The 20935-nt window shown below is 69.8% G+C and carries 20 protein-coding genes; 9 read left to right on the top strand and 11 right to left on the bottom strand.

Annotation, left to right across the window (positions count from 1 at the left end):
- Positions 1 to 195 precede the first annotated feature (195 nt).
- The 5 genes from ABZ803_RS32450 (at position 196) to proB (ending at position 7188) form a co-directional block, all read left to right on the top strand.
- Positions 196 to 3402, top strand: a complete 3207-nt coding sequence (locus tag ABZ803_RS32450; protein WP_357045210.1) for a translation initiation factor IF-2 N-terminal domain-containing protein — start codon at positions 196 to 198, stop codon at positions 3400 to 3402.
- Between the two features lie 330 nt (positions 3403 to 3732).
- Positions 3733 to 4044 (top strand): 50S ribosomal protein L21, encoded by a 312-nt coding sequence (gene rplU / locus ABZ803_RS32445; RefSeq protein WP_062977502.1) that lies wholly within the window; start codon positions 3733 to 3735, stop codon positions 4042 to 4044.
- 22 nt (positions 4045 to 4066) lie between these two features.
- On the top strand, positions 4067 to 4333 hold the full coding sequence (rpmA, locus tag ABZ803_RS32440; protein ID WP_043688634.1) for a 50S ribosomal protein L27: 267 nt from the start codon (positions 4067 to 4069) through the stop codon (positions 4331 to 4333).
- A 121-nt stretch (positions 4334 to 4454) separates the two neighbouring features.
- Positions 4455 to 5909: a GTPase ObgE gene (gene obgE / locus ABZ803_RS32435; RefSeq protein ID WP_040865499.1), complete on the top strand. Its 1455-nt coding sequence runs from the start codon at positions 4455 to 4457 to the stop codon at positions 5907 to 5909.
- Positions 5910 to 6087: 178 nt separating this feature from the next.
- Positions 6088 to 7188, top strand: a complete 1101-nt coding sequence (gene proB / locus ABZ803_RS32430) for a glutamate 5-kinase (RefSeq protein WP_357045326.1) — start codon at positions 6088 to 6090, stop codon at positions 7186 to 7188.
- Between the two features lie 357 nt (positions 7189 to 7545).
- Here the strand turns inward: proB and ABZ803_RS32425 are convergent, their stop codons facing one another.
- From ABZ803_RS32425 to ABZ803_RS32415, 3 genes are all read right to left on the bottom strand, one after another.
- A complete protein-coding gene (locus ABZ803_RS32425; RefSeq protein WP_357045207.1) occupies positions 7546 to 8931 on the bottom strand; it encodes a hypothetical protein in 1386 nt (461 codons plus the stop codon).
- Positions 8928 to 9302: a hypothetical protein gene (locus ABZ803_RS32420; protein ID WP_357045205.1), complete on the bottom strand. Its 375-nt coding sequence runs from the start codon at positions 9300 to 9302 to the stop codon at positions 8928 to 8930. Before ABZ803_RS32420 ends, ABZ803_RS32425 begins: the two co-directional genes overlap by 4 nt.
- 92 nt (positions 9303 to 9394) lie before the next feature.
- A complete protein-coding gene (locus tag ABZ803_RS32415) occupies positions 9395 to 10099 on the bottom strand; it encodes an ESX secretion-associated protein EspG (RefSeq protein WP_357045203.1) in 705 nt (234 codons plus the stop codon).
- A gap of 262 nt (positions 10100 to 10361) precedes the next feature.
- Here ABZ803_RS32415 and ABZ803_RS32410 point away from each other — a divergent pair, with 262 nt between their 5' ends.
- Positions 10362 to 10715: a hypothetical protein gene (locus ABZ803_RS32410; RefSeq protein WP_357045201.1), complete on the top strand. Its 354-nt coding sequence runs from the start codon at positions 10362 to 10364 to the stop codon at positions 10713 to 10715.
- Between the two features lie 51 nt (positions 10716 to 10766).
- Here the strand turns inward: ABZ803_RS32410 and ABZ803_RS32405 are convergent, their stop codons facing one another.
- From ABZ803_RS32405 to ABZ803_RS32380, 6 genes are all read right to left on the bottom strand, one after another.
- Positions 10767 to 11861, bottom strand: a complete 1095-nt coding sequence (locus ABZ803_RS32405) for a methyltransferase (RefSeq protein ID WP_357045199.1) — start codon at positions 11859 to 11861, stop codon at positions 10767 to 10769.
- 39 nt (positions 11862 to 11900) lie between these two features.
- On the bottom strand, positions 11901 to 12683 hold the full coding sequence (locus tag ABZ803_RS32400; RefSeq protein ID WP_357045197.1) for a MerR family transcriptional regulator: 783 nt from the start codon (positions 12681 to 12683) through the stop codon (positions 11901 to 11903).
- 93 nt (positions 12684 to 12776) lie between these two features.
- The gene (locus ABZ803_RS32395) at positions 12777 to 14282 is read right to left on the bottom strand and encodes an NAD(P)/FAD-dependent oxidoreductase (protein WP_357045195.1); all 1506 of its coding nucleotides are present in this window, start codon (positions 14280 to 14282) and stop codon (positions 12777 to 12779) included.
- 11 nt (positions 14283 to 14293) lie between these two features.
- Positions 14294 to 15214, bottom strand: a complete 921-nt coding sequence (locus ABZ803_RS32390; RefSeq protein WP_062977520.1) for a hypothetical protein — start codon at positions 15212 to 15214, stop codon at positions 14294 to 14296.
- 10 nt (positions 15215 to 15224) lie between these two features.
- Positions 15225 to 16127, bottom strand: coding sequence for an SDR family NAD(P)-dependent oxidoreductase (locus ABZ803_RS32385; protein ID WP_357045193.1), 903 nt, complete (start codon positions 16125 to 16127; stop codon positions 15225 to 15227).
- Between the two features lies 1 nt (position 16128).
- Positions 16129 to 17115: an alpha/beta hydrolase gene (locus ABZ803_RS32380; protein WP_357045191.1), complete on the bottom strand. Its 987-nt coding sequence runs from the start codon at positions 17113 to 17115 to the stop codon at positions 16129 to 16131.
- Positions 17116 to 17194: 79 nt separating this feature from the next.
- Between ABZ803_RS32380 and ABZ803_RS32375 the strand changes: the two genes are divergently transcribed.
- Entirely contained in the window at positions 17195 to 17776 is a 582-nt protein-coding gene (locus tag ABZ803_RS32375; protein WP_357045189.1) for a GrpB family protein, read from the top strand.
- A 186-nt stretch (positions 17777 to 17962) separates the two neighbouring features.
- On the opposite strand, the gene ABZ803_RS32370 is transcribed toward ABZ803_RS32375, so the two are convergent.
- Together ABZ803_RS32370 and ligD are read right to left on the bottom strand one after the other, a co-directional pair.
- Positions 17963 to 18913 (bottom strand): D-isomer specific 2-hydroxyacid dehydrogenase family protein, encoded by a 951-nt coding sequence (locus tag ABZ803_RS32370; RefSeq protein ID WP_357045187.1) that lies wholly within the window; start codon positions 18911 to 18913, stop codon positions 17963 to 17965.
- A gap of 109 nt (positions 18914 to 19022) precedes the next feature.
- Complete coding sequence (gene ligD / locus ABZ803_RS32365) at positions 19023 to 19991, bottom strand: non-homologous end-joining DNA ligase (protein WP_357045185.1); 969 nt, start codon at positions 19989 to 19991, stop codon at positions 19023 to 19025.
- A 12-nt stretch (positions 19992 to 20003) separates the two neighbouring features.
- Here ligD and ABZ803_RS32360 point away from each other — a divergent pair, with 12 nt between their 5' ends.
- On the top strand, positions 20004 to 20342 hold the full coding sequence (locus ABZ803_RS32360) for a hypothetical protein (RefSeq protein WP_357045183.1): 339 nt from the start codon (positions 20004 to 20006) through the stop codon (positions 20340 to 20342).
- Complete coding sequence (locus ABZ803_RS32355; protein ID WP_040865510.1) at positions 20339 to 20647, top strand: hypothetical protein; 309 nt, start codon at positions 20339 to 20341, stop codon at positions 20645 to 20647. The genes ABZ803_RS32360 and ABZ803_RS32355 overlap by 4 nt, the downstream gene beginning before the upstream one ends.
- The last annotated feature ends 288 nt before the right edge of the window (positions 20648 to 20935 follow it).

The raw sequence follows: 20935 nt of genomic DNA, 5'->3' as shown, positions 1-20935 counted from the left end.
CGCGGAGTTCAGCCATACAGCCAGGCGCCGCGTGACCAGTTAGCCCGAACGACGAAAAACCGAGAGATAACCGGGCACGCGGGGCGAGACCACTTGAACTCGCGCCCACCGGGTGCGGGTCGAACGGACAGCGCCCCCGCGTCGGCCGCGTCACTCCCGCCGGGAGGGACGCGCCCGGGGGCCCGAGGAGACTTCGTGGCCGATCAAGAGCCGCTGGAAACAACATCACAGGATGCCGAACAATTGCCGGAGCGAATCCGAGTTCATGCACTCGCCAAGCTGCTGGGGGTAACGAGCAAGCGCATCCTGGCCAAGCTGACCGAAATGGGGGCGGACGCGCGCAGCGCCCAGTCGAACGTCGACCGGGCCGTCGCGGAGTCGGTGCGCGACGCCTTGGTGACGGTCGAGGCGGACGCCGCGGCCGCGCAGCCCGCCGCGGGCCAGGTAGACGCCTCTGCGCCGGCGCAGACCGCCGAGCCTCCCGAAGACGCCACAGCGGATGCGGCGAACGCCCCGGTCGCCGGCGGACCGGCTGGATCCGGGCGGGAAGCGCCCGCCGACACGCCCTTCACCGGGGCCGGGGTCCTCTTCTCCGCGCCGGACGTGCCGGGCGCCACGCCCGCGCCGACCGGCACGTCGGCTACCCAGCACACGCAACTGTTCACGCACTCGGAGCGACCGGAGCCCGAGCCGGTGGCCCCGGCGGTGTTCGAGGCCGCCGCCGCAGTGCAGGCGCCGCTGTTCCTGTCGCCGGACGCCGCGGCGGCCGAGCAGGCGCGTAAGCAGCGTCGCGCCGAGCGCGACACTCGGCGTACCGAGGAGCGGGCGCCCGAGCCCGCCGAGGACGAGACCGAGCCCGTCGAGGACGAGCGCGAGTCGGCCGACCAGCAGGATGACGAAGGACAGCCCCGCCGCAGGCGCCGTGGTCGCCGCGGACGCGGACGCGGCCGTGGGGAGCAGCAGTCCGACGGCGATGGCGATGGCGATGGCGACGAGTCCGAGAACGAGGACGAATCGGCTCCCGAGACCACCGAGTCCGCCGAGGCGGCGGAGTCCGCCGAGACCGCCGAGACCGCCGAGGGCGAGGGGGAGGACGAGGACGGTGCGCCGGAAGGCTCCACCCGTCGTCGCCGTCGCCGCCGTCGCCGCAAGGTGGCCGGTGAGTCGGGCGATAGCGAATCGGCCGACGACGATCCGCCGAACACGGTCGTGCACGAGCGCGAACCGCGCAACAAGACCCGGAGCCGCGCCGCCGCGGCCGACGAGGTCCAGGGCATCACCGGCTCCACCCGGTTGGAGGCCAAGCGGCAGCGCCGTCGCGACGGACGCGAAGCGGGCCGCCGCCGTCCGCCGATCCTGACCGAGTCGGAGTTCCTGGCCCGGCGCGAAGCCGTCGATCGCGTGATGGTCGTGCGCGAGAAGTCCTTCCCCGACCACCCCACCGCGACGCAGGTGGCCGTGCTCGAGGACAACGTCCTGGTCGAGCACTTCGTGACGAGCACAGGGTCGGCGTCCATGGTCGGCAACGTCTACCTCGGCAGGGTGCAGAACGTCCTGCCCAGCATGGAGGCCGCGTTCGTCGACATCGGCCGCGGCCGCAACGGCGTGCTCTACGCCGGTGAGGTCAACTGGGAGGCCGCCGGGCTCGGCGGCAAGGAGCGCAAGATCGAGCAGGCGCTCAAGCCGGGCGACCAGGTGCTGGTCCAGGTGAGCAAGGACCCGGTCGGCCACAAGGGCGCTCGTCTGACCACGCAGATCAGCCTGGCCGGGCGCTTCCTGGTGTACGTGCCCGGCGGCACCTCCACCGGGATCAGCCGCAAGCTGCCCGACACCGAGCGCAAGCGCTTGAAGGAGATCCTGCGCGACATCGTGCCCTCCGATGCCGGTGTGATCATCCGCACCGCCTCCGAAGGCGTCAGCGAGACCGAGCTGGCCCGCGACGTGGAGCGGCTGCAGGCCACCTGGCGCACGATCCAGCAGCAGACGGGCAAGGACAACAACGCGCCCAAGACGCTCTACGAAGAGCCGGACCTGCTGGTCAAGGTCATCCGCGACCTGTTCAACGAGGACTTCTCCAAGCTGGTCATCGAGGGCGACCGGGCCTGGAGCACGGTGGAGAAGTACATCGGCACCGTCGCGCCGGACCTGCTCGCCCGGGTCAACCGGCACGAGAACAACGGCGTCGACGTGTTCGAGACCTACCGGATCGATGAACAGCTGGCCAAGGCGCTGGATCGCAAGGTGTGGCTGCCCTCGGGCGGCACCCTGGTGATCGACCGCACCGAGGCCATGACGGTGATCGACGTGAACACCGGCAAGTTCACCGGTTCCGGCGGCAGCAACCTGGAGGAGACCGTCACCAGGAACAACCTGGAGGCGGCCGAGGAGATCGTGCGCCAGATGCGGCTGCGCGACATCGGCGGCATGATCGTCGTCGACTTCATCGACATGGTGCTCGAGTCCAACCGCGACCTGGTGCTGCGCCGCCTCACCGAGGCGCTGGGCCGGGACCGCACCCGCCACCAGGTCTCCGAGGTCACCTCGCTCGGCCTGGTGCAGATGACCCGCAAGAAGCTGGGCACCGGCCTGGTCGAGGCGTTCTCCACCACCTGCGAGCACTGCCACGGACGCGGCATCCTCGTGCACACCTACCCGGTGGAGCCCGGTTCCGGCGAAGAGGCCGCCGGGCGCACCAAGGAGAGCGGTTCGCGCAGGCGTCGTGGCCGGGACAAGAGCGCGCAGGCACCGGCACAGCCCGCCAACGGGTCCGGACCCGCGATCGAGCCCGAGGAAGATGCGGCCGTCAAACGGGCGCATCCGGTCGCGCTCGCGATGGCCGCGCACCACTCGGAGGAGACCGGCGAGGAGCCGGAGCAGGCCGAGCAGACCACCGCCGAGTCGCGGGCCGCGAGCGCCGAGCAGCCCGCCGACGAGCGTGTGGTCGCCGAGACCGTCGAGGCCGCCGTGGCGGTGCCCGCCGAGGAGCCGGAGACCGAGCCCGCCGAAGTGGTCGAGGTCATCGAGGAAGTCGAGCTGGTCGAGCCGGTCCCTGCGCAGGAGCCCGCCGCCGTCGAGAAGCCGGTGCCCGCTCCCGAGGCCGAGCCCGTCGTCGAGCCGGTTCCGGCTGCCGAGTCCGTCCCGGCATCGGAGAACGGTGCCGCCGCCAACGGTGTCGCCGAGCCGGGAGCGGGCCGTCCGTCTCGTCGCCGGAAGGTTGCCCGTTCGGCCGCGGCGCCCGCCGCGGACAGTTCGGGAGCGGTGTTCGTGCTGCCCACCGGGGAGCAGGCGCCCGCGCCCGCGATCGACTACTCCCAGCCGGAACCGGTCGAATTGCCGCAGCGCGGACGGCCGCGCAGGCGGGCGGTCGGCCGCCCGGCGGGCGCGCCGGACGCGTCGCACTGAGTCGTCGCGCACGTTCCGTGGCCCTCGCCGGCATCTCCGGCGGGGGCCACGTGCGTCTCGGCAGCGAACCGGTGGCATCGCCCGGCAGCGGGGGTGAGCGCCGGTTTGGTCGTGGCGGTGGCCGTCCTGTAATCTTGGACAGTCGCTGCCCGGTGACAACATGTTTTGTCTCCGTGGCCCGGTTCTCGACAGTTCAGTACCGAGAGCCACCAGATGCCGAGGCGGTGGCGATTACCAGACCAGTCGTGTGGCGGTTTCCGGTGGCATCAAACCGGAGGTGTCGCCGCGTGAACGAGTGCCGAGCACTACAGGAAGAAGGGCAGCCGACCGATGGCAACGTACGCGATCGTCAAGACCGGCGGAAAGCAGTACAAGGTCGCGGTCGGTGACCTGGTGAAGGTCGAGAAGATCGAGGGCGCGCCGGGCACCGCCGTGGCGCTGAATCCGGTCCTCGTCGTCGACGGCGCCGAGCTGACCACCGACGCCGCGAAGCTGGCCGACATCTCCGTGGCCGCCGAGGTGGTCGAGCAGACCAAGGGCCCGAAGATCCGCATCCACAAGTTCAAGAACAAGACCGGCTACCACAAGCGCCAGGGTCACCGTCAGCCGCTGACGGTCCTCAAGGTCACCGGCATCAAGTAAGACATCCCGAGGAGAACCAGCTATGGCACACAAGAAGGGTGCGTCCAGCTCCCGCAACGGGCGTGATTCCAACGCCCAGCGACTCGGCGTCAAGCGCTTCGGCGGCCAGACCGTCAAGGCGGGCGAGATCCTCGTGCGTCAGCGCGGCACCCACTTCCACCCCGGCGTGAACGTCGGTCGTGGCGGTGACGACACCCTGTTCGCCCTGTCGGCGGGCGCGGTCGAGTTCGGCACCAAGCGTGGACGCAAGACCGTCAACATCGTGGCCCCGGAGCCGGTTCAGGCCTGACCGCCGAACCACTTCCGGATACACAGCGAGCGGGTCAGGGTCTCGAAACCCTGGCCCGTTTTTCGTGTTCTCGAACGAGCAGTCCCGGTACGACCAGTCCCGAAGGAGGATGATTCGGCGTATGTCCAAGTTCATCGACCGTGTCGTACTGCATGTGCGTGCGGGTAAAGGCGGCCACGGTTGCGCCTCGGTGCACCGTGAGAAGTTCAAGCCGCTCGGCGGGCCGGACGGCGGCAACGGCGGCAACGGCGGCGACGTCATCCTCGAGGTCGACGCCAACGTGCACACCCTGCTGGACTTCCATTTCCACCCGCACGCGAAGGCGGGAAACGGCAAGCCGGGTGAGGGCGGCAACCGCGACGGCAAGCAGGGCGCCGATCTGGTGCTCAAGGTGCCCGACGGCACCGTCGTACTCGACGACGACGGCAAGGTGCTCGTCGACCTGGTCGGTTCGGGTAACCGCTTCATCGTCGCGCGCGGCGGTCGCGGCGGGCTCGGCAATGCCGCGCTGGCTTCGAAGGCCCGCAAGGCGCCGGGTTTCGCGCTGCTCGGCGAGGACGGTGAGGAACTCGACCTGGTTCTGGAGCTGAAGTCGGTCGCCGACGTCGGTCTCGTGGGGTTCCCTTCGGCAGGCAAGTCCTCGCTGGTTTCGGTGCTGTCGGCAGCCAAGCCGAAGATCGCCGACTATCCGTTCACCACACTGGTGCCCAACCTCGGCGTCGTCGCCAGCGGTGACACCACCTTCACCGTCGCCGATGTGCCCGGATTGATCCCCGGGGCCAGCGAGGGGCGCGGTCTGGGCCTGGACTTCCTGCGGCACCTCGAGCGCTGCGCGGTGCTCGCCCACGTGGTGGACTGCGCCACGCTGGAGCCGGGCCGCGACCCGGTGTCCGACGTCGACGCGCTCGAGGCCGAACTCGCCGCTTACAAGCCCGCGCTGAGCGCGGACGCCGAACTCGGCGACCTGGCGGGCCGGCCGCGTGTGGTGATCTTGAACAAGATCGACGTGCCCGACGCGGCCGAACTGGCCGAGATGGTGACCGCGGAGTTCACCGAGCGCGGCTGGCCGGTGTTCGAGATCTCCGCGGTGAGCCGGGCGGGCCTGCGCCCCCTGACCTTCGCCCTCGCCGACCTGGTGCGCCGGTACCGCGAGGAGCATCCGCAGGCCGCGCCCAAGCGCCCGGTCATCCGCCCGATCGCGGTGGACGACACGGGGTTCAGCGTGCTCGCCGACCCGGAGGAGCCGGGTGGCTTCATCGTGCGCGGCACCCGGCCGGAGCGCTGGGTGCGACAGACCCAGTTCGACAACGACGAGGCCGTCGGCTACCTGGCCGACCGTTTGGCCCGCCTCGGCGTGGAAGACGAGCTGGTGCGGCTGGGCGCGGAGCCGGGAGCGCCGGTGACCATCGGCGACGTGACATTCGAGTGGGAACCCCAGATCTCGGCGGGCATCGACATGGTGCCCACCGGGCGCGGCACCGACATCCGGCTGGAGCAGACCGACCGGGTCAGCGCGGCCGAGCGCAAGCACGCGTCCCGGGTGCGCCGCGGTTTGGTGCGGGAAGACGAGGAGTAGACGTGGACGACGGTCGGGTCGTGCGCTCGCGGCGGGTGCCGCGTTCGGCGGGCTCGATCGCGGGCGGTCCGGGTATGGTCGGGGCAACGGTCCCGGCTGACGTGGATTCGATTGTGGCGCAGGGAGTTCGGTGGCGATGCAGATGAAATCCATGACTGCCGAGACGGATTCGTCGGAACTGAGCGAGGCGCGGCGGGCGATCGCGGCGGCGCGCCGGGTCGTGGTGAAGATCGGTTCGTCGGCGCTGACCAGTCTGAAAGGCGGCTTGGACACCGCGCGGCTGGATCTGCTCGCCGACGCGGTGGAGGCGCGGATGCGCGCCGGATCCGATGTGGTGGTGGTGTCCTCGGGTGCGATCGGCGCGGGCATCGCGCCACTCGGCTTGACCAGCCGTCCGCGTGATCTGGCGACCAAGCAGGCCGCGGCGAGCGTCGGGCAGCTGGCGCTCGCGCACGCCTGGGGCACGTCGTTCGCCCGGTACCACCGCACGGTCGGGCAGGTGCTTTTGAGCGCCGACGACTTCGCCCGCCGCGAGCATCACCGCAACGCCCAGCGCACCCTCGACCGCCTGCGCTCGCTCGGCGCGGTGGCCGTGGTGAACGAGAACGACACCGTGGCAACGGAAGAGATCCGCTTCGGCGACAACGACCGGCTCGCCGCGCTGGTCGCCCACCTGGTCGGCGCCGACGCGCTGGTACTGCTGTCGGACGTGGCGGGCCTCTACGACGGCGACCCGCGCAAGGGCGCGGCCACGCTGATCCCCGAGGTGCGCAGCAGTGCCGACCTGGACGGCGTCATCGCGGGCAGCGGCGGCGCGCTCGGCACCGGCGGCATGGCGTCGAAGTTGTCGGCGGCGCGTCTGGCCGCGGACGCGGGCGTGCCGGTGCTGCTGGCCGCCGCCTCGTCGGCCGCCACCGCTCTGACCACCGGCACCGTCGGCACCGCGTTCGCCGCCCGCCCGGTGCGCCTGTCCGCCCGCAAATTCTGGGTCCGGCACGCCGCCGACAGCCGCGGCGCCCTGCTCATCGACGACGGCGCCGTCCAAGCGGTGGCACACCGGCGCCGATCGCTGCTCGCGGCCGGGATCGTCGGCGTGCGGGGCCGCTTCTACGGCGGTGACGTGGTGGACCTGGTGGCCCCCGACAGCCGCGTCGTCGCCCGTGGCGTCGTCGAATACGACAGCACCGAACTGGCGGGCATGCTCGGCCGCTCCACCGCCGAACTCCCCGACACGATGCAACGCCCCGTGATTCACGCCGACGACCTGGTCAAGGTCTGATTTGGCACTGGCTGCGGGCAGGTCGGGAAAAGCCATGCGCTCTTTCGTCCCCGACCTGACGCCCCGGGGCCCAACCTGAGAAACTCATCTTCTGCTGGTGCACCCCAGGTGAGTATTTCGCGAGCACGGGCGGGTCGATCGCGGATCGGCCGAACGCTGTCCGCCGGTGGCCGTCGCGTCGACACGAAGCGGTTCTGGGCTCGCAACCGGTCGACATCAGGGTGTGCGGTGACGGCCGGGAGCTGTACAGACGGCGTGGGTGACACCATCCGCATCCGAGATGCGCTGAGCGCCCGGCGCGATGCTGCCGGGAACTCCCCGCCGCCTCGGTGTGGTGACCGAGGCGGCGGACCGGCCTCAGGACGGGACGACGCCCGGTTGGTTGGTCGTCGGTATCTGCTGCTGGTTGCCTTCCACCGGGCCGGTGACGCCGGGTTGGCCACCCGGATCGGGCAGTGGAACCCCGGGCCCCGGAGCCGGGGATTGCGGGGGCGGTGGTGGGCTCGGTGCGGGCGGTGGGGGAGCCGATGAACTCGGTGGTTGCACGGGCTCCGGGGTTTGCGGTGCGGGCGGTGGCGGCGCCGACGAGCTCGGTGGTTGCGCCGGTTCCGGGGTTTGCGGTGCGGGTGGTGGCGGTGGAGGTGCTGACGAGCTCGGCGGTTGTGCCGGTTCGGGGACCGGTGCGGGTGGTTCGGTAGCCGGTGGGGGCGCCGACGAGTTCGGCGGTTGCACGGGTTCCGGGGTTTGCGGTGCGGGCGGTGGGGGTGCCGACGAGCTGGGCGGTTGTGCGGGCTCCGGAATGTCCGGTGCGGGAGCAGGACTCGGCGGTGGAGGTGTGGTCGAGGGCGCCTGCTGTGTCTGCGGCGCGGGCTCGGGGGACGGCGACGGCGTGGGTTGTGGCGTCGGCGTCTGGGTGGACGGAGCTTGCTGCGGTGCCGGGGTCTCGGTGGAGGGGGACTGCTGCGGTGGTGGCGTCTGCTGGGTGGGTGGCGCCGAGGGAGTCTGCTGTGCGTCCGGCGCCGGTTGTGTCGGCGATGACGGCGGGTGGGACGGCGCGGACGATTCCGGAGCGTCGGGTGTGGGTTGCGTGGTATCAGGTGCGGGTTGCGTTGTGCCCGGTGCTGATTCGTCGTCCGGCAGCACCGGCTCGGGTGTCGAGTACCTCGGCGTGCCGGGGGAGAGCGCCTGTGGTGCGGCCGGCGCCGTGACAGCGGGTGGTTCGGGCAGCGCGGGCACGGCGGTTCCCGCGGCGGAGTAGGCGGGCTTGTAGACCATGTTCATCGCGAGCACGGCTTCCTGGCGCAGCGCCTCCTGTGCCATCTGCGCGTTGATCACATGCGCCGCTTCCAGCAGTCGCGCGATCGCGCCGACCGGCCCGGAAGCGCCCGGCGGCACCACCGCGAGTTTCACCGCCTCGGCGGCCGCGGCGACCCCGCCGAGCCGGGCGCCCACTTGACCGAGCACCGCGGCCAGCTCGTCGGCCGAGGCCGCGAAACTGCGCGCGCATGCCTGCGCGGCGTCGGCGGCGGCGCCTTTCCATCCGGCGGTGTCCATCACGCGGTCCACACTGCCGCGAGTGAGTGGGAACGACGTGGTGAGCGCCCCTGCCGCCTCGACCCAGATCGTCGAGGCGCGCAGTACCTGCGCGGCGTCGATCTGCTGCGCCTTCGCGTAGATCTCCTCGTGCCGAAGGGATTCGAAATGCTCCATCGAGCTGATGTAGGTGGGATCGGAACCGCTCATCGGGGCAACCTCGTCTGGACCGCGCGCAGGGCGGCGGCGCTCGCGGCGTCGGCCTCTTCGAACAGTCCTCCGCTGATCAAGAACGCTTCCTTCATGCGGTAGGCCGCTTCGATGTAGTGGTCGAGCAGCGCGGCCGCGTCCCGCGCCTTGTGGCTGAAACCGGCCTGCAATTGCTGTGCGGAGACGAATCCGCCGAAACCACCTAGATCCGCGGCGGATTGGAGGCGCTGCTGTAGGTGGAGCAGCCGATCGGCCTGCCGCTCGTACATTTCAGCGCACTGCCGAGCCGCCGCCGGATCGAACTGGACGGTCCCGCTCTGCGCGGCCTCCTTGAATCGGGCGATCTCGGCTCGGCTTGTCTCGATCGTCATCGCTCACCCCTGAGATCGGTCGGTCCGCCTCAGACTAACCGGAAGCCCGGTGCCGGGTCAGCATTAGTCGGCGGCCACGGCCGCGAAACGAGCTATACCGGTATGCGCTTTTGCAATTGGAGGGCGATCTGCTCAGCGGAAGCGGGGGCGATCCGCACTTCGTCGCCCGCTTTGATCAGGTATCTTCCGTCGTCGCGTACATCGATCCAGGTGTAGTGGATCGGTGGGGGCGGAGTGGGACGATCCAGTCGCGGTTCGATTCTGATGTGGCCCTCGGCGGTATGCGGTTCGAGCAGCAGCTTGCGGATTCGGGGCGCCGCTTGTTGCCGCGCGCGCACGGTCTCCTGGTCGCGTACCGCGTCACCGGACGCGACCCGAGCGGGTTCGCGGCCCGCGGGCGTCCTCGGCAGCAGGCCCGCGATCCGTCGGCCAAGTTTGGTGCTGTGTCCGATCGAAATGCGCACGCGGCCACCGAAATCCGGGCCTGCGCCGGGTTCCTGCACCGCGAGCACGGCGCGATCGTAGATGGCGGCGGCGAGCAACCGTAGTTCACTGCCCGGTTGATGGGAGCCGCCGATCGCCACGATCCTGGTGTGCGGTTCGGCCAGAATGCGCAGGCAGGCCGATAGGTCGGGGTCGGAGCGCAGCGGCAGCCGCTCGGCGAGGGCGATGCGCAACTTCTCGGCCTCGTCCTCGGTGCGGGGCGTCTCCAGGATGCGCAGCGGGTAGGGGTGGCGATCCAGGTCGGTCTCGCGCCAGATATAGGCGAACTCGTCCGGAGTGAAGGTCCATTCCACGGCCGAATCACATCCTCACCGAACCCGCCAATGCTGCTCGTAGCCTAGCGGTCCCGACGCCGGGACAAGAGATGTACCGCATGGGGACGCCACGGCCTTCCGGAATCCGTCCTGAAAAACCGCGATTTCGAGGCGGTGTCGTGCTCGACCGTCCGCTCCGGTTCTGCTGGAATATCAGAAAGGTTTCGCGACGCGTGGGCGAAGCGACTACCCCGCACGGCAACAACCGGGTATGGCTGAGATCTGCCGAGGAGGGATTGCGGTGCACACCACGATACGGCGAGTGGGCGCGGGAACCGTTCTGCTGTTCCTCGCGGGCGGCCTCGGCTGGGCCGGAGCCGGGCCCGCCGGAGCGGAACCGGCCGGTTGCTATGTCGACCGAGGCGTCACCGACGCGGCCGCGCTGTGCCACAGCGGCGAGGGAGCCTCGGTGCTGGAGGCCGAATGTCTCGGCTTCTTCCAGCCGTCGGGGCGGTCCGGGCCGGTGTTCGGCTACTACAGCGGCTTCGAATCGCAGCAGACGCCGGTCGGCAAGCCGATGCGCGTCACCTGCGTGGCCGACGGCGCCGTGGGAATCGCCACCCTCGCGTTCCTCGTCCCCGCCGCGACGCCGTAGCCGACGATCAGCGAAGACGTTTCGGCTGCCGGCGTTCCGGGATCGCGGCGGTCAGCTCGGCCGCGCCTCCAGCACGTTGTCCGGTGAGGCCGTCGGCACGCGCCTGGTCAGCGTGAATCCGTGCCGGGCGAGGAACTCGCGGTACTCGGCCTCGGTGCGTTCCCGGCCGCCCGCGTTGACCAGCATCTCCAGGTCGATGTACTTGCTCGGATGCGGCGCGGTGTGTTCGGGGACGACCAGTTCGACGATCAGCAACCGGGCGTCGGGGGCCATGGCCGCACGTAGCGTGCGCAGAATGCGCCCGGCGTCCGCGTCGGCCCAGTCGTGCAGAATGTGCTTGAGGAGGTAGGCATCGCCCCCCTCGGGGACGCTGTCGAAGAACGATCCGCCGCGCACCGCGCAGCGATCGGCGAGACCGAGCTCGGCGAGCCGAGCGGGCGCGTCGGCCACCACCTCCGGCAGGTCGAACAGAATCCCGCGTGATCGGGGCGCGCGGCGCAGGATCTCGGTGAGCAGCGTCCCTTCGCCCCCGCCTACGTCGACCAGGGTCTCGAAGCGGCCGAAATCGTAGGCCGCGAACAGCGGTTCCATCGCCAAGGTGCCGATGCTGGTCATCGCGCGGTCGAACAGTTCGCCGAGTTCGCGATCGTGCTGGACGTAGTCGAAGAACGGCATCCCGTCGAGTTTCTCGCCGACCGGCTCCCCGGTGCGCACCGCGTCGACCAGATGCGACCAGTGATTGCGGTGCCCGGGCGAACCGAAGAACAGCACCGCGTCGCGCAACGACACGTCGGCATCGCGGCGCAGGGCTCGTGCCATCGGCGTCAGCGCGTAGCGCCCGTCGCGCCGCTGGGTGAAGATGCCGTGACTGATCAGCAGTCGCAGCAATCGGCGCAGGGCGCCCTCGTCGGCGCCCACCGCTGCCGCGAGTTCCGCACCCGAGCGCGGTCCTGCCGCGAGTTCGTCGGCCACGCCGAGCACCGCGGCGGCGTGGATGGCCTGCGTGATCCACCCGGCGGCGATCAGTTCCATCAGTGCGACGTGCCCGGGCACCAGCTTGCGAAACGCCAGAGCCAACGCGCCGCGCACCGACTCGACGGCCCGTACCAGCGGCAGCGGAGGGATTCTCGGTCGGTCGGACGCCACTGCGACTCCATCCGTCGAAGGTCGGCACTCTGCGCTTGTCTAGGAGGGTACGTCGCGGCCGGATTCGCTGCGCTGTTTCTCTCGCTCGGCCGCCGTGGCGAGATAATCGCCCAGTTCGCGGCGCAGCGTGACGTCGAGTGAGCGGGCGAGCGTGGCGTGCACCGAGGCCACCGCCAGTTCGCGCATCTTGTTGAGCATCGTTGTGGTGTCCGCGATTTCGCCGCTGGTGTCGGGCATCCAGCCGGGCCCGTGCTCATCGATGATGTGCTGCTTGGCCGCGGTGATCATGATGTGCGTGATGTCATCGATGCGGTCGGCCACCTTGGCGTAGATCTCGATGAGTGTGCGCAGTTCCAGGCCGTACTCGTGCAACTCGGCGAACGAGGTGAGCAGCTGGGTCTCGGTGAACACCACCGTGTCGCCCTCCAGCCGGACCAGCTTCATCTCGCGCAGCCGGTCGACCAGTTCGTCGGCGTCGGCGCCGAGGATGGTGCCGATCAGCTCGCGGGGCACCTCGAAGGTCTCGTCCTTGGCCCAGGACGCCGTCACGGCGTGCTGTAGGCCGAGCACTTCGGTGAGGTCCTTGCCGGTCTCCCAGCTGGTGATGAAGTCGGCGATGTGCGCGGTGGTGAAACCGCGCTGCAGCAGCGCGTCGATCAGGCGGAGCCGTTCGAGGTGCGCGTCGTCGTAGATGCTGGCCCTGCCGTCCTTGCCGACCGGCGGCGGCAGCAGTCCGCGTTCCTGGTAAGCGCGCACGTTGCGGGTGGTGGTGCCCGCGGCGCGCGCGAGGTCATCGATCCGGTACTCCGGCGTCGACCTCACCTCCCTCGCTGACCAGGCGCCGATGGACCGGCGGCGCGCCGCTGAACTCCCTGCGGACCGAGTCTATCGTCCGCGCCGCCGGTCTCCCGGCACCTACGAAACCGGTGCCACTCGTTGTCGCCGCTGGTCGGCGGTCTGCTCGACCACGAGGTAGTCGTCGAGATCGACCGCGCGCAGCTGGTGGACGTACTGCGTGGCGAAGCCCGGATACATCGTCGCGTTGAAGCCGTCCTCGGTCAGATACCAGCTGCGGCATCCCGAGTTCCAGGTGGTGGCGGAGAGCTTGCGCTGGATGGCGGCGTTGTAGAGGTCCTGCCGATCCTGCCGCACGTCGAGCATGCGCAGGTCCCGGTCCAGGATGACGCCGATCGCGCCGACGAGGTAGTCGATCTGGGCTTCCATGTACACCAGCGCCGAGTTGTGCCCCGGCCCGGAATTGGGTCCGAAGGTGAAATACAGGTTGGGATACCCGGAGACGGCGACGCTCTTGAAGGCGTAGGCGCCACGCGCCCATTCGTCGGCGAGAATCCGGCCGTCGCGCCCGGCCACCGGAATGGGCGTCCCGGTCTTGGAGACGTCGAACCCCGTCGCGAAGACGATGCAATCCGCCTGGTGCTCGATGCCTTCGGCGGTGCGGATGCCGTGCTCGGAGATCCGGGCGATCGGCCAGGTGATCAGCTTGCAGTTGTCCCGCTGGAGGGCGGGGTAGTAGTCGTCGGTCATCAGCAGGCGTTTGCAGCCCGCCCGGAAGTCCGGGGTGAGCTGGCGGCGCAGCCAGGGGTCCTTGACCTGCCTGCGCAGCTGTGCCTTGCCGACCAGCTCGACCACCCTGGTCAGCGGCGTATTCCACACCACGCCCAGCGCCACCGACTCGTGTCCGTAGAACCAGGCGCGCCGGGCCAGCTGTTCGGCGGCCGGCACGCGGCGGTAGAGCTCCTTGGTCAGGCCGTTGGTCTGCCGGTCGACCCGCGGCAGCACCCAGCCGGGCGTGCGCTGGAACACCTTGACCGAGGCGGCCTTGCCGACCAGCTCCGGGATGATCTGGACCGCGCTGGCTCCGGTGCCGACGACCGCGACTCGCTTGCCGGTGAAGTCGTAGTCGTGATCCCAGCGGGCGCTGTGGATCTTGTGACCCTGGTACGTCTCGATGCCGCGGATATCCGGCAGACTCGCGTTGGCCAGCGGCCCGGACGCCAGCACCACGGTGCGGGCGAGGATCGGCTCGGCGTGGCCCTCGATCGTGATCTGCCAGACTCCGGCCTGCTCGTCGAACACGATGCCGGTGACGTTGTGCCCGAAGCGGAGGTGCGGACCGAGCCGGAATTCCGTGGCCATCGCCTCGATGTAGCCCAGGATCTCGTTGCTCCCGGAGTAGGTGCGCGACCAATCCGGGTTCGGCGCGAAACTGTAGGAGTACAACCGCGACGGAATGTCGCACGCCGCACCGGGATAGGTGTTGTCGCGCCACGTGCCGCCGATCGCGGCGCCGCGCTCGAAGATCGCGAAATCGTGGATGCCGCTCTGCTTCAGCCGGATGGCCGTGCCGATTCCGGCGAAGCCGCCGCCGATCACGGCGACGTCGAGGGTGTGCGTGCTCATCGGGTTCCCTGTCATGCCGCGGGCTCGTAGGTCAGTTCCTTCGACCAGGTCGGGTTGTTGCGCAGCAGTGCCCTCGGCAGCAACCCGGTGATCTTCACCAGCGCGTCGGCCACCAGGTGGTAGGGGTGACCGCGGTCGATCACCCAGCCGCCGTGCGTCTTCACGATCTGGTACATCGGCAGCCTGCGCGCGAATTCGCTGCGCTCGCCGACGTTCGCGTACCGCTTGAGCGCGCCGTAGAGCTTCTCCTCGTCCACGCCCATCGCGACGATGTTGTCGCGCATCTTGTTCAGCAGCGGCACGTAGCTCAGCACGCCGATGATCAGCGAGGGCTTGGCCCAGCCGCCGACCAGGTCGATGAACAGCTTGCGCATCTCCGCGTGCCCGAGCAGATCCATCACGGCGAAATCGACGGCCAGGTGCCGGGATTCGTCGGAATTGATCTTCTTGAACGCCTCCTGGCAGACCGGGTCCTCGATCTCGTCCATGATGAACTTGATCAGCGCGCCGTCCAGCGCGACCTCCAGCATCGGGATCACGGTGCCGAGGAACGACAGCGACATGTCGTCGGAGTACTTGTCCAGGAAGTCGATCACCAGCTTGACGTTCACGTTCGGCTGCGGGATCTCGTCGCCGTCGAGCATGCCCCACCGGCGCATCAGCGCGAGCTCCGCGTTGGCGTGCTTCTGCTCCTCGGCGTGGAAGTAGCGGTAGATCTCGCGCAGCGTCTCGGTGGGCGCTTTCTTGGCCATCGCCGCGAAGCCGCGCGCGCCGACGTTCTCGATCCACATCAGATCGGCCATGAACGGCTTGAGCTTGGCGTGCAGTTCGGGCGTGATGGTCTCGCGGCCCGGCGCGTCCCAATCGATGTCGGCCAGCGCCCACTGGCGGTCCTTGATCTTGCGGAGCATGTCGTCGAAGTCCATCGCGATGGCAGCCATGTCAGACTCCTGTCTTGTCGGTGACCGGCGTGCGGTCGGTGGTGGTCGAATGGTCCTGGGGCAGCAGCCGCTCCAGGAGCCCGAGGACGTAGGTGTACTGCGCGGGGAAGCACCGCTTGAGCAGCCATACGGCGTGCGCGTCCAGTTGGGGGAGCACATAGAGCTGGCCGCGGTCGTGCGCGTCCAGGGCGGTGCGCGCGACGCGCTCGGGGGAGAAGCCGGTCCAGCGCATGAGGAAGTCGGCCAGTTGCGCCGATTCCTTGGTGATCCGGCCGTCCCGCGCGACGTTCGTGCGGACGAACGTCGGGCACAGCACCGTCACCGCGACACCGGTGCCGCTCAATTCGGCGGCCATGGTCTCCGACAGCGACAGCACACCGGCCTTGGACACGTTGTAGGCGGCCATGGAGGGCGCGGCGGCGAATCCGGCGGCCGAGGCGACGTTGATGATGCCGCCGCGTCCGGCGGCCCGCAGGCGCGGGGCGAAGACCTCGCAGCCGTGCACCACTCCCCACAGGTTGATGCCCAGTGCCCACTGCCAGTCGTCGAAGCCGATGTGCCCCACGGGTTTTCCGCCGATCCCGACGCCGGCGTTGTTGATCACCAGGTCGGCCGGGCGCTCGAAAAGCGTTTCGGCGAAGCGGGCGAGCAACTCCACGTCCTCGCGTTGCGCCACGTCGCAGCGGAAGGCGTGCGCGGCACCCGGGTGGGCGCGTTCGATCAGGGCGACCGTTTCGTCGGCGCGCGCCTCATCGATGTCGGCGCAGATCACCCGGCCGCCGCGGGCGGCGATCTCCAGCGCGAACGCGCGGCCGATGCCGCTGCCCGCGCCGGTGACCACGGCTCGCGCACCGTGCGTGCGCCGGGCCCGGCCCAGGGCCACCAGCTTGTCCAATCCGAACATCTCAGCTCACCTTTTCCGTACCGGAGGTAGCGACCAGCGCCGCGCGCAGGAAGTCGGCGGCACGTGCGAGGGCTCGGTCGGCCTCGGGCACCACCAGGGGAAGGGCCTGGAAGACGTGTAGTTGCCCAGGCCAGATCTCGAGTTCGCAGCGGCCGCCCGCGCGCCGGACCATCTCGCACAGCGCCCGTGCGTCGGCGGCGAGCATCTCGGTGCCGCCGACCTGCACCAGGATCGGCGGCAGCGCGAGACCCCGCGGGATGGTCAGCCGCAGGCGCGCGGCGTCGGCCGGGTGGCCGTTGGTGTAGGCCGCGGGCAGCCTGCTCGCGGCGGCGGCCGAGATCAACGGATCGGTCCGGACGCGTTCCCGCTCGGCCGCCAAGCCGAGGGTCAGATCCAGCAGCGGGGAGAACATCGCGACGGCCGCGGGCTGCGGGCGGCGGTGTCGTCCGTTCTCGACGAGTAGGTCCAATGCGAGATGGCCGCCAGCGGAGTCGCAGGCGATGACCAGATCGTCCGCGGCGATGCCCCGGCCGAGCAGCCAGCGGTAACCCGCCTCGACGTCGTCGGCGGCGGCGGGGAACCGGTGTTCGGGCGCGAGGCGATAGTCGGTGAGGAAGACCGGAAGCCCGGTCTTCGCCGACAGCCGGGCCGCGAGAGCGCGATGCGTGCGCGCCGAGCAGATCACATACCCGCTGCCGTGGATGTAGTAGACGGCTCGTGTCCCGAACGGCACGCCCGCCGCCCGCACCCATTCGCCCCGCACCGCGCCCGACCGGACCTGGGTGACGGACGTACCGGGCGGCACGGGACCGCCGACGGCCATCAGTGTGGCGATGAGCTTGCGTGCGAACCAGACGCCCGGCGCGTTCATCGGCACCGCGCAGTTCACCGGCCGAAGCGTCAGCCTGGTGGCCGCCGCGGCCATGGTGGCGCGGGTCGAGGGCTTGGTGGGAACGCCGGGGACCGAGGTCCTCGTTGACCTTGTCATGCGCTAAGAATCAGCCATGAATGTGCCAGTTGTCAATGGCACATTTGAGGAAGGTAATCCGGCCCGGCTACCGTGACGTGTGGCTACGTTGGGCGACGACGAGATCGCGGCGGCGACGGTCGGCGAGGTGGAGCCCTATGCGGTCAAGGTGGTTCTGGAGGATTGCAACCCCGCGTGGCCGGACTGGTATGCCGAGGAAGAAGCCGTGATACGCGCGGCACTCGGCGAAGTGGCGCTGCGGATCGAGCACACAGGTTCCACGTCGGTTCCCGGTCTCGCGGCCAAGCCGCTGATCGACATCCTGGTGCTGGTTCCCGACGCCGACGACGAAGCCGCATATCTACCGGCTCTCGAAGCTGCCGGGTACGCGCTGCGCGTCCGGCAACCGGACTGGTATCAGCATCGCTGTCTTGTCCGCCGGGTGGAGAGCGGTGCGCGACGAAGCGTGAATCTGCATGTGTTCGCACCAGATTCGGGCGCACCGGAGATCGAGCGGATCCTCGCCTTCCGCGACCGGCTGCGTACGCACGACGAAGACCGGCAGTATTACGAGCGTACGAAAAGAGCTCTCGCGCGGCGGGACTGGAAGTTCGTGCAGCACTACGCGAACGCCGAGAGCGAGGTCATCGAGGAGATTCTCGGCCGGGCGCTGTCCGGCTGATGCCGAGCGGGCGAGCCACCCGACTCGTCACCGGACAACGCGCGACCGGCACCCCTGAGCGCTTTCCGCCGTGGCGGGCACGCTGCGCCTGGCAGCGGAAGGGGTCGCGCGGATCATGCCCGGCGCGTCCATCACCGCCGAATGCCGAGGCACTCTTGGCTCGAATTCTTTTGTGCGCGAACACTCTCAGTACCCGCGCGCGGGGTCGATCGGCGCCAACAGCTGGCGGCCTTCGAGGAACCGCGAGACGTTCGCTTCGACATGGTCGGCGAAGGCCGCCAACCGCAGCTGCGGCGGGTTCGAATCATGAGGAGTGACAATGGCATTCGGCAGCGACCAGAGGGGATGACCGGCCGGGAGCGGCTCCGGGTCGGTGACGTCGAGGCCCGCGCCGCCGATCGCGCCGGAGGCCAGCGCGGCCACCAGCGCGTCGGTGTCGACGAGGCTGCCGCGCGCGACGTTGACGATCCACGAGGACGGCTTGAGCCGCGCGAGTTCGTCCGCGCCGACGAGATGCCTGGTGGCGGGCGTGGCAGGGGCGGCGATCACCACGTGATCGGTGTGCGGCCAGACCCGGCCCAGATGGTCGGCGGAAATCGTCTCGACCGAAGAGGGAATGCCGGGGCCGGTGACCGGACGCCCGCTGCGGTTCACCGCGATGATGTGCGCGCCGAGCGGAACCAGCATCGGGATCAGCGCGCGGCCGATGCCGCCCGCGCCCACGATCGTCACCGTCTTGCCGCGCAGCGTGCCGACGTGCGGAAAGAAGTCCTGCTGCCGCCAGTCCGACGCGCGCAGATGCTCGGGCAGATACCGGACACCCGCGAGCAGCAGCATGAGCGCGTGCTCGGCCACGCTCGCCGCGAAAGCGCCTGCGGCGGAGGTGAATCGCACACCGGGATGCCTGGCGATGACGCCCGCGGCGAACCAGTCCTCGACGCCCGCGGCCGGAAGCTGCACCCACTCCACACCGGCGGGTAATTCGTCCGGGAACTCGCAGGCGTCGCCCGCCCAGATCAGCCCGCGCGCCTCGCCGAGATCGGAGAGGGTGGCCCCCGCCCCCACGACGGCCTTCTCCAGCAGCGTGGGAGGTGGGTCGGCGGGGCCGATCGCGATCGTCACTGCCGCTCGGTTCATGGACGGACCTCCTTCGGAGCAGTAGGAACGTGGTCGCGAGCGAGACGTTGCGACCGTAACACCGCCCGGCGTGCGCCGACCGGTCGCAGGGTGTGCCTTCGGCGCGGCGCTAGGCCTCGCTCTGCTCCTCGTCGAGCTCCACGTCCACCTTGTCCCGCTCGGCCCACTCCAGGAGAGGATCCAGGTGGAACACCGCGTCATCCATGCCCGCGTGCAGATCGCCGAGTTCGGCGAAGCGAGCGGGAACGGAGGCCATGGTGAAGTCGCGCGGATCGATGTCGGGAATTTCGTCCCAGCGTACCGGTGTGGAGACCGTGGCGGCGGGGACGCCGCGCACCGAGTAGGCGGCGGCGATGGTGTGATCGCGGGCGTTCTGGTTGTAGTCGACGAACAGCATCTTCGGATCGCGGTCGCGCCGCCACCAGGTGGTGGTCACGTCGTCGGGCGCCCGCCGCTCGACTTCCCTGGCGAACGCGAGCGCCGCGCGGCGCACGTCCTGGAATCCCTGATCCGGCGCGATCCGCACGTACACGTGCATGCCCTTGCCGCCAGAGGTCTTCGGCCACCCGGCGGCCCCGATCTCGTCGAGAACCTCGTGCACAACCCCGGCGACCCGTTGCACTCGTGACCACGGGCAATCCGGCATCGGGTCGAGGTCGATGCGCCACTCGTCCGGACGCTCGGTGTCGGCGGCGCGCGAATTCCACGGATGGAACTCGACCGTGGACATCTGCACCGCCCACAGGACGTCGGCGAGCTTCTCGACGCACAGCTCGTCGGCATGCCTCCCATAGCGCGGGAAGTACACCCGCACAGTCGGAATCCAGTCCGGCGCGCCGGCGGGAAGCCGCTTCTGATGCACCTTGTCGCCCGCGAGTCCTTTCGGAAACCGGTGCAGCATGCAGGGCCGGTCGCGCAGCGCGTTGACGATGCCGTCCCCGACGCTCAGGTAGTACTGCACCAGATCCAGCTTGGTGGCGCCGCTCTCCGGAAAGTAGACGCGGTCGGGATTGGAGACGCGGATCGTATGGTCGCCGACCTCGAGCTCGATCGCCGACCCGGTGGATTTGCTGGCCACGGATCGACTGTAGTGGCCGAAGCGCAGGAAAGCCCCGCGCGACTTCGAACCGGCGCGAGCTTTGCCGCGGCCGTGTTCCCGGCGTTGCATCGCTCTGGTATGCATTTCGGTATGAGCAAGGCGACGCGCGTGACCGTCACGCTGGATCCACAGGTGGCCGAGTGGGCCAGAGAGGTCGCCGATCGCCAGAACCGCAGCCTGTCGGCGGTGATCAACGCCGCGTTGCGCTCCACGCTCGTGCACGACAGCCTGACCGCACTGGCCATCGACGATGAGGCCGAACTGGCCGCGGCCTACGAGGACGTGACGCTCACCCAGGCCGCCGAAGACGATGCCGCCGGCGCCGCATGAGACGCGGCGAGATCTGGCGCTACGCCCCGACGCTCAGTGACGGCACCCCTTTCCCGCGGCGCATGACGGTCGTGCTGGTCTCCGACTCGGCGGTGATCACCTCGCGCTATCGCTGGCTGCAGGTCGTCCCGTTGCGCGACGCCGACCCCGGGCATGTGCTGGCCACTCTCACCGAGCACGGCTGGGCCGACACCCTGAAACTGCACCGCGCCTATCGCCCCTGGCTCACCGAACATCTCGGCATGCTCTCCCCGGAGGAGACGGAATCCCTCGACGCCCGCCTGCGGGCCACGCTCAGTCTGTGATTTATGGCAGCGCCTGCGGCTGTGTTGGTTTTTCCAGCGCCTGCGGCACTGGGTGTTCGCGGCCCCTTTGTGGCTCGCGTTTGCGCGACCGCCGCTTGCTCCTTCGTCGCCTACGCGACGGCCGCGCAAACGCGAGCCGGGCTGTGTTGGTTTTTCCAGCGCCTGCGGCGCTGGGTGTTCGCGGCCCCCTTGTGGCTCGCGTTTGCGCGACCGCCGCTTGCTCCTTCGTCGCCTACGCGACGGCCGCGCAAACGCGAGCCGGGCCGCGCACCGCGCCAGGACGGGAGC

The sequence above is a fragment of the Nocardia sp. NPDC047648 genome, from assembly GCF_040642815.1.
In the GTDB taxonomy this organism is placed as follows: Bacteria; Actinomycetota; Actinomycetes; order Mycobacteriales; family Mycobacteriaceae; genus Nocardia; species Nocardia gamkensis.
The sequence above is the reverse complement of the archived record's forward strand: the minus strand, read 5'-3'. Positions and strand labels throughout refer to the sequence as shown.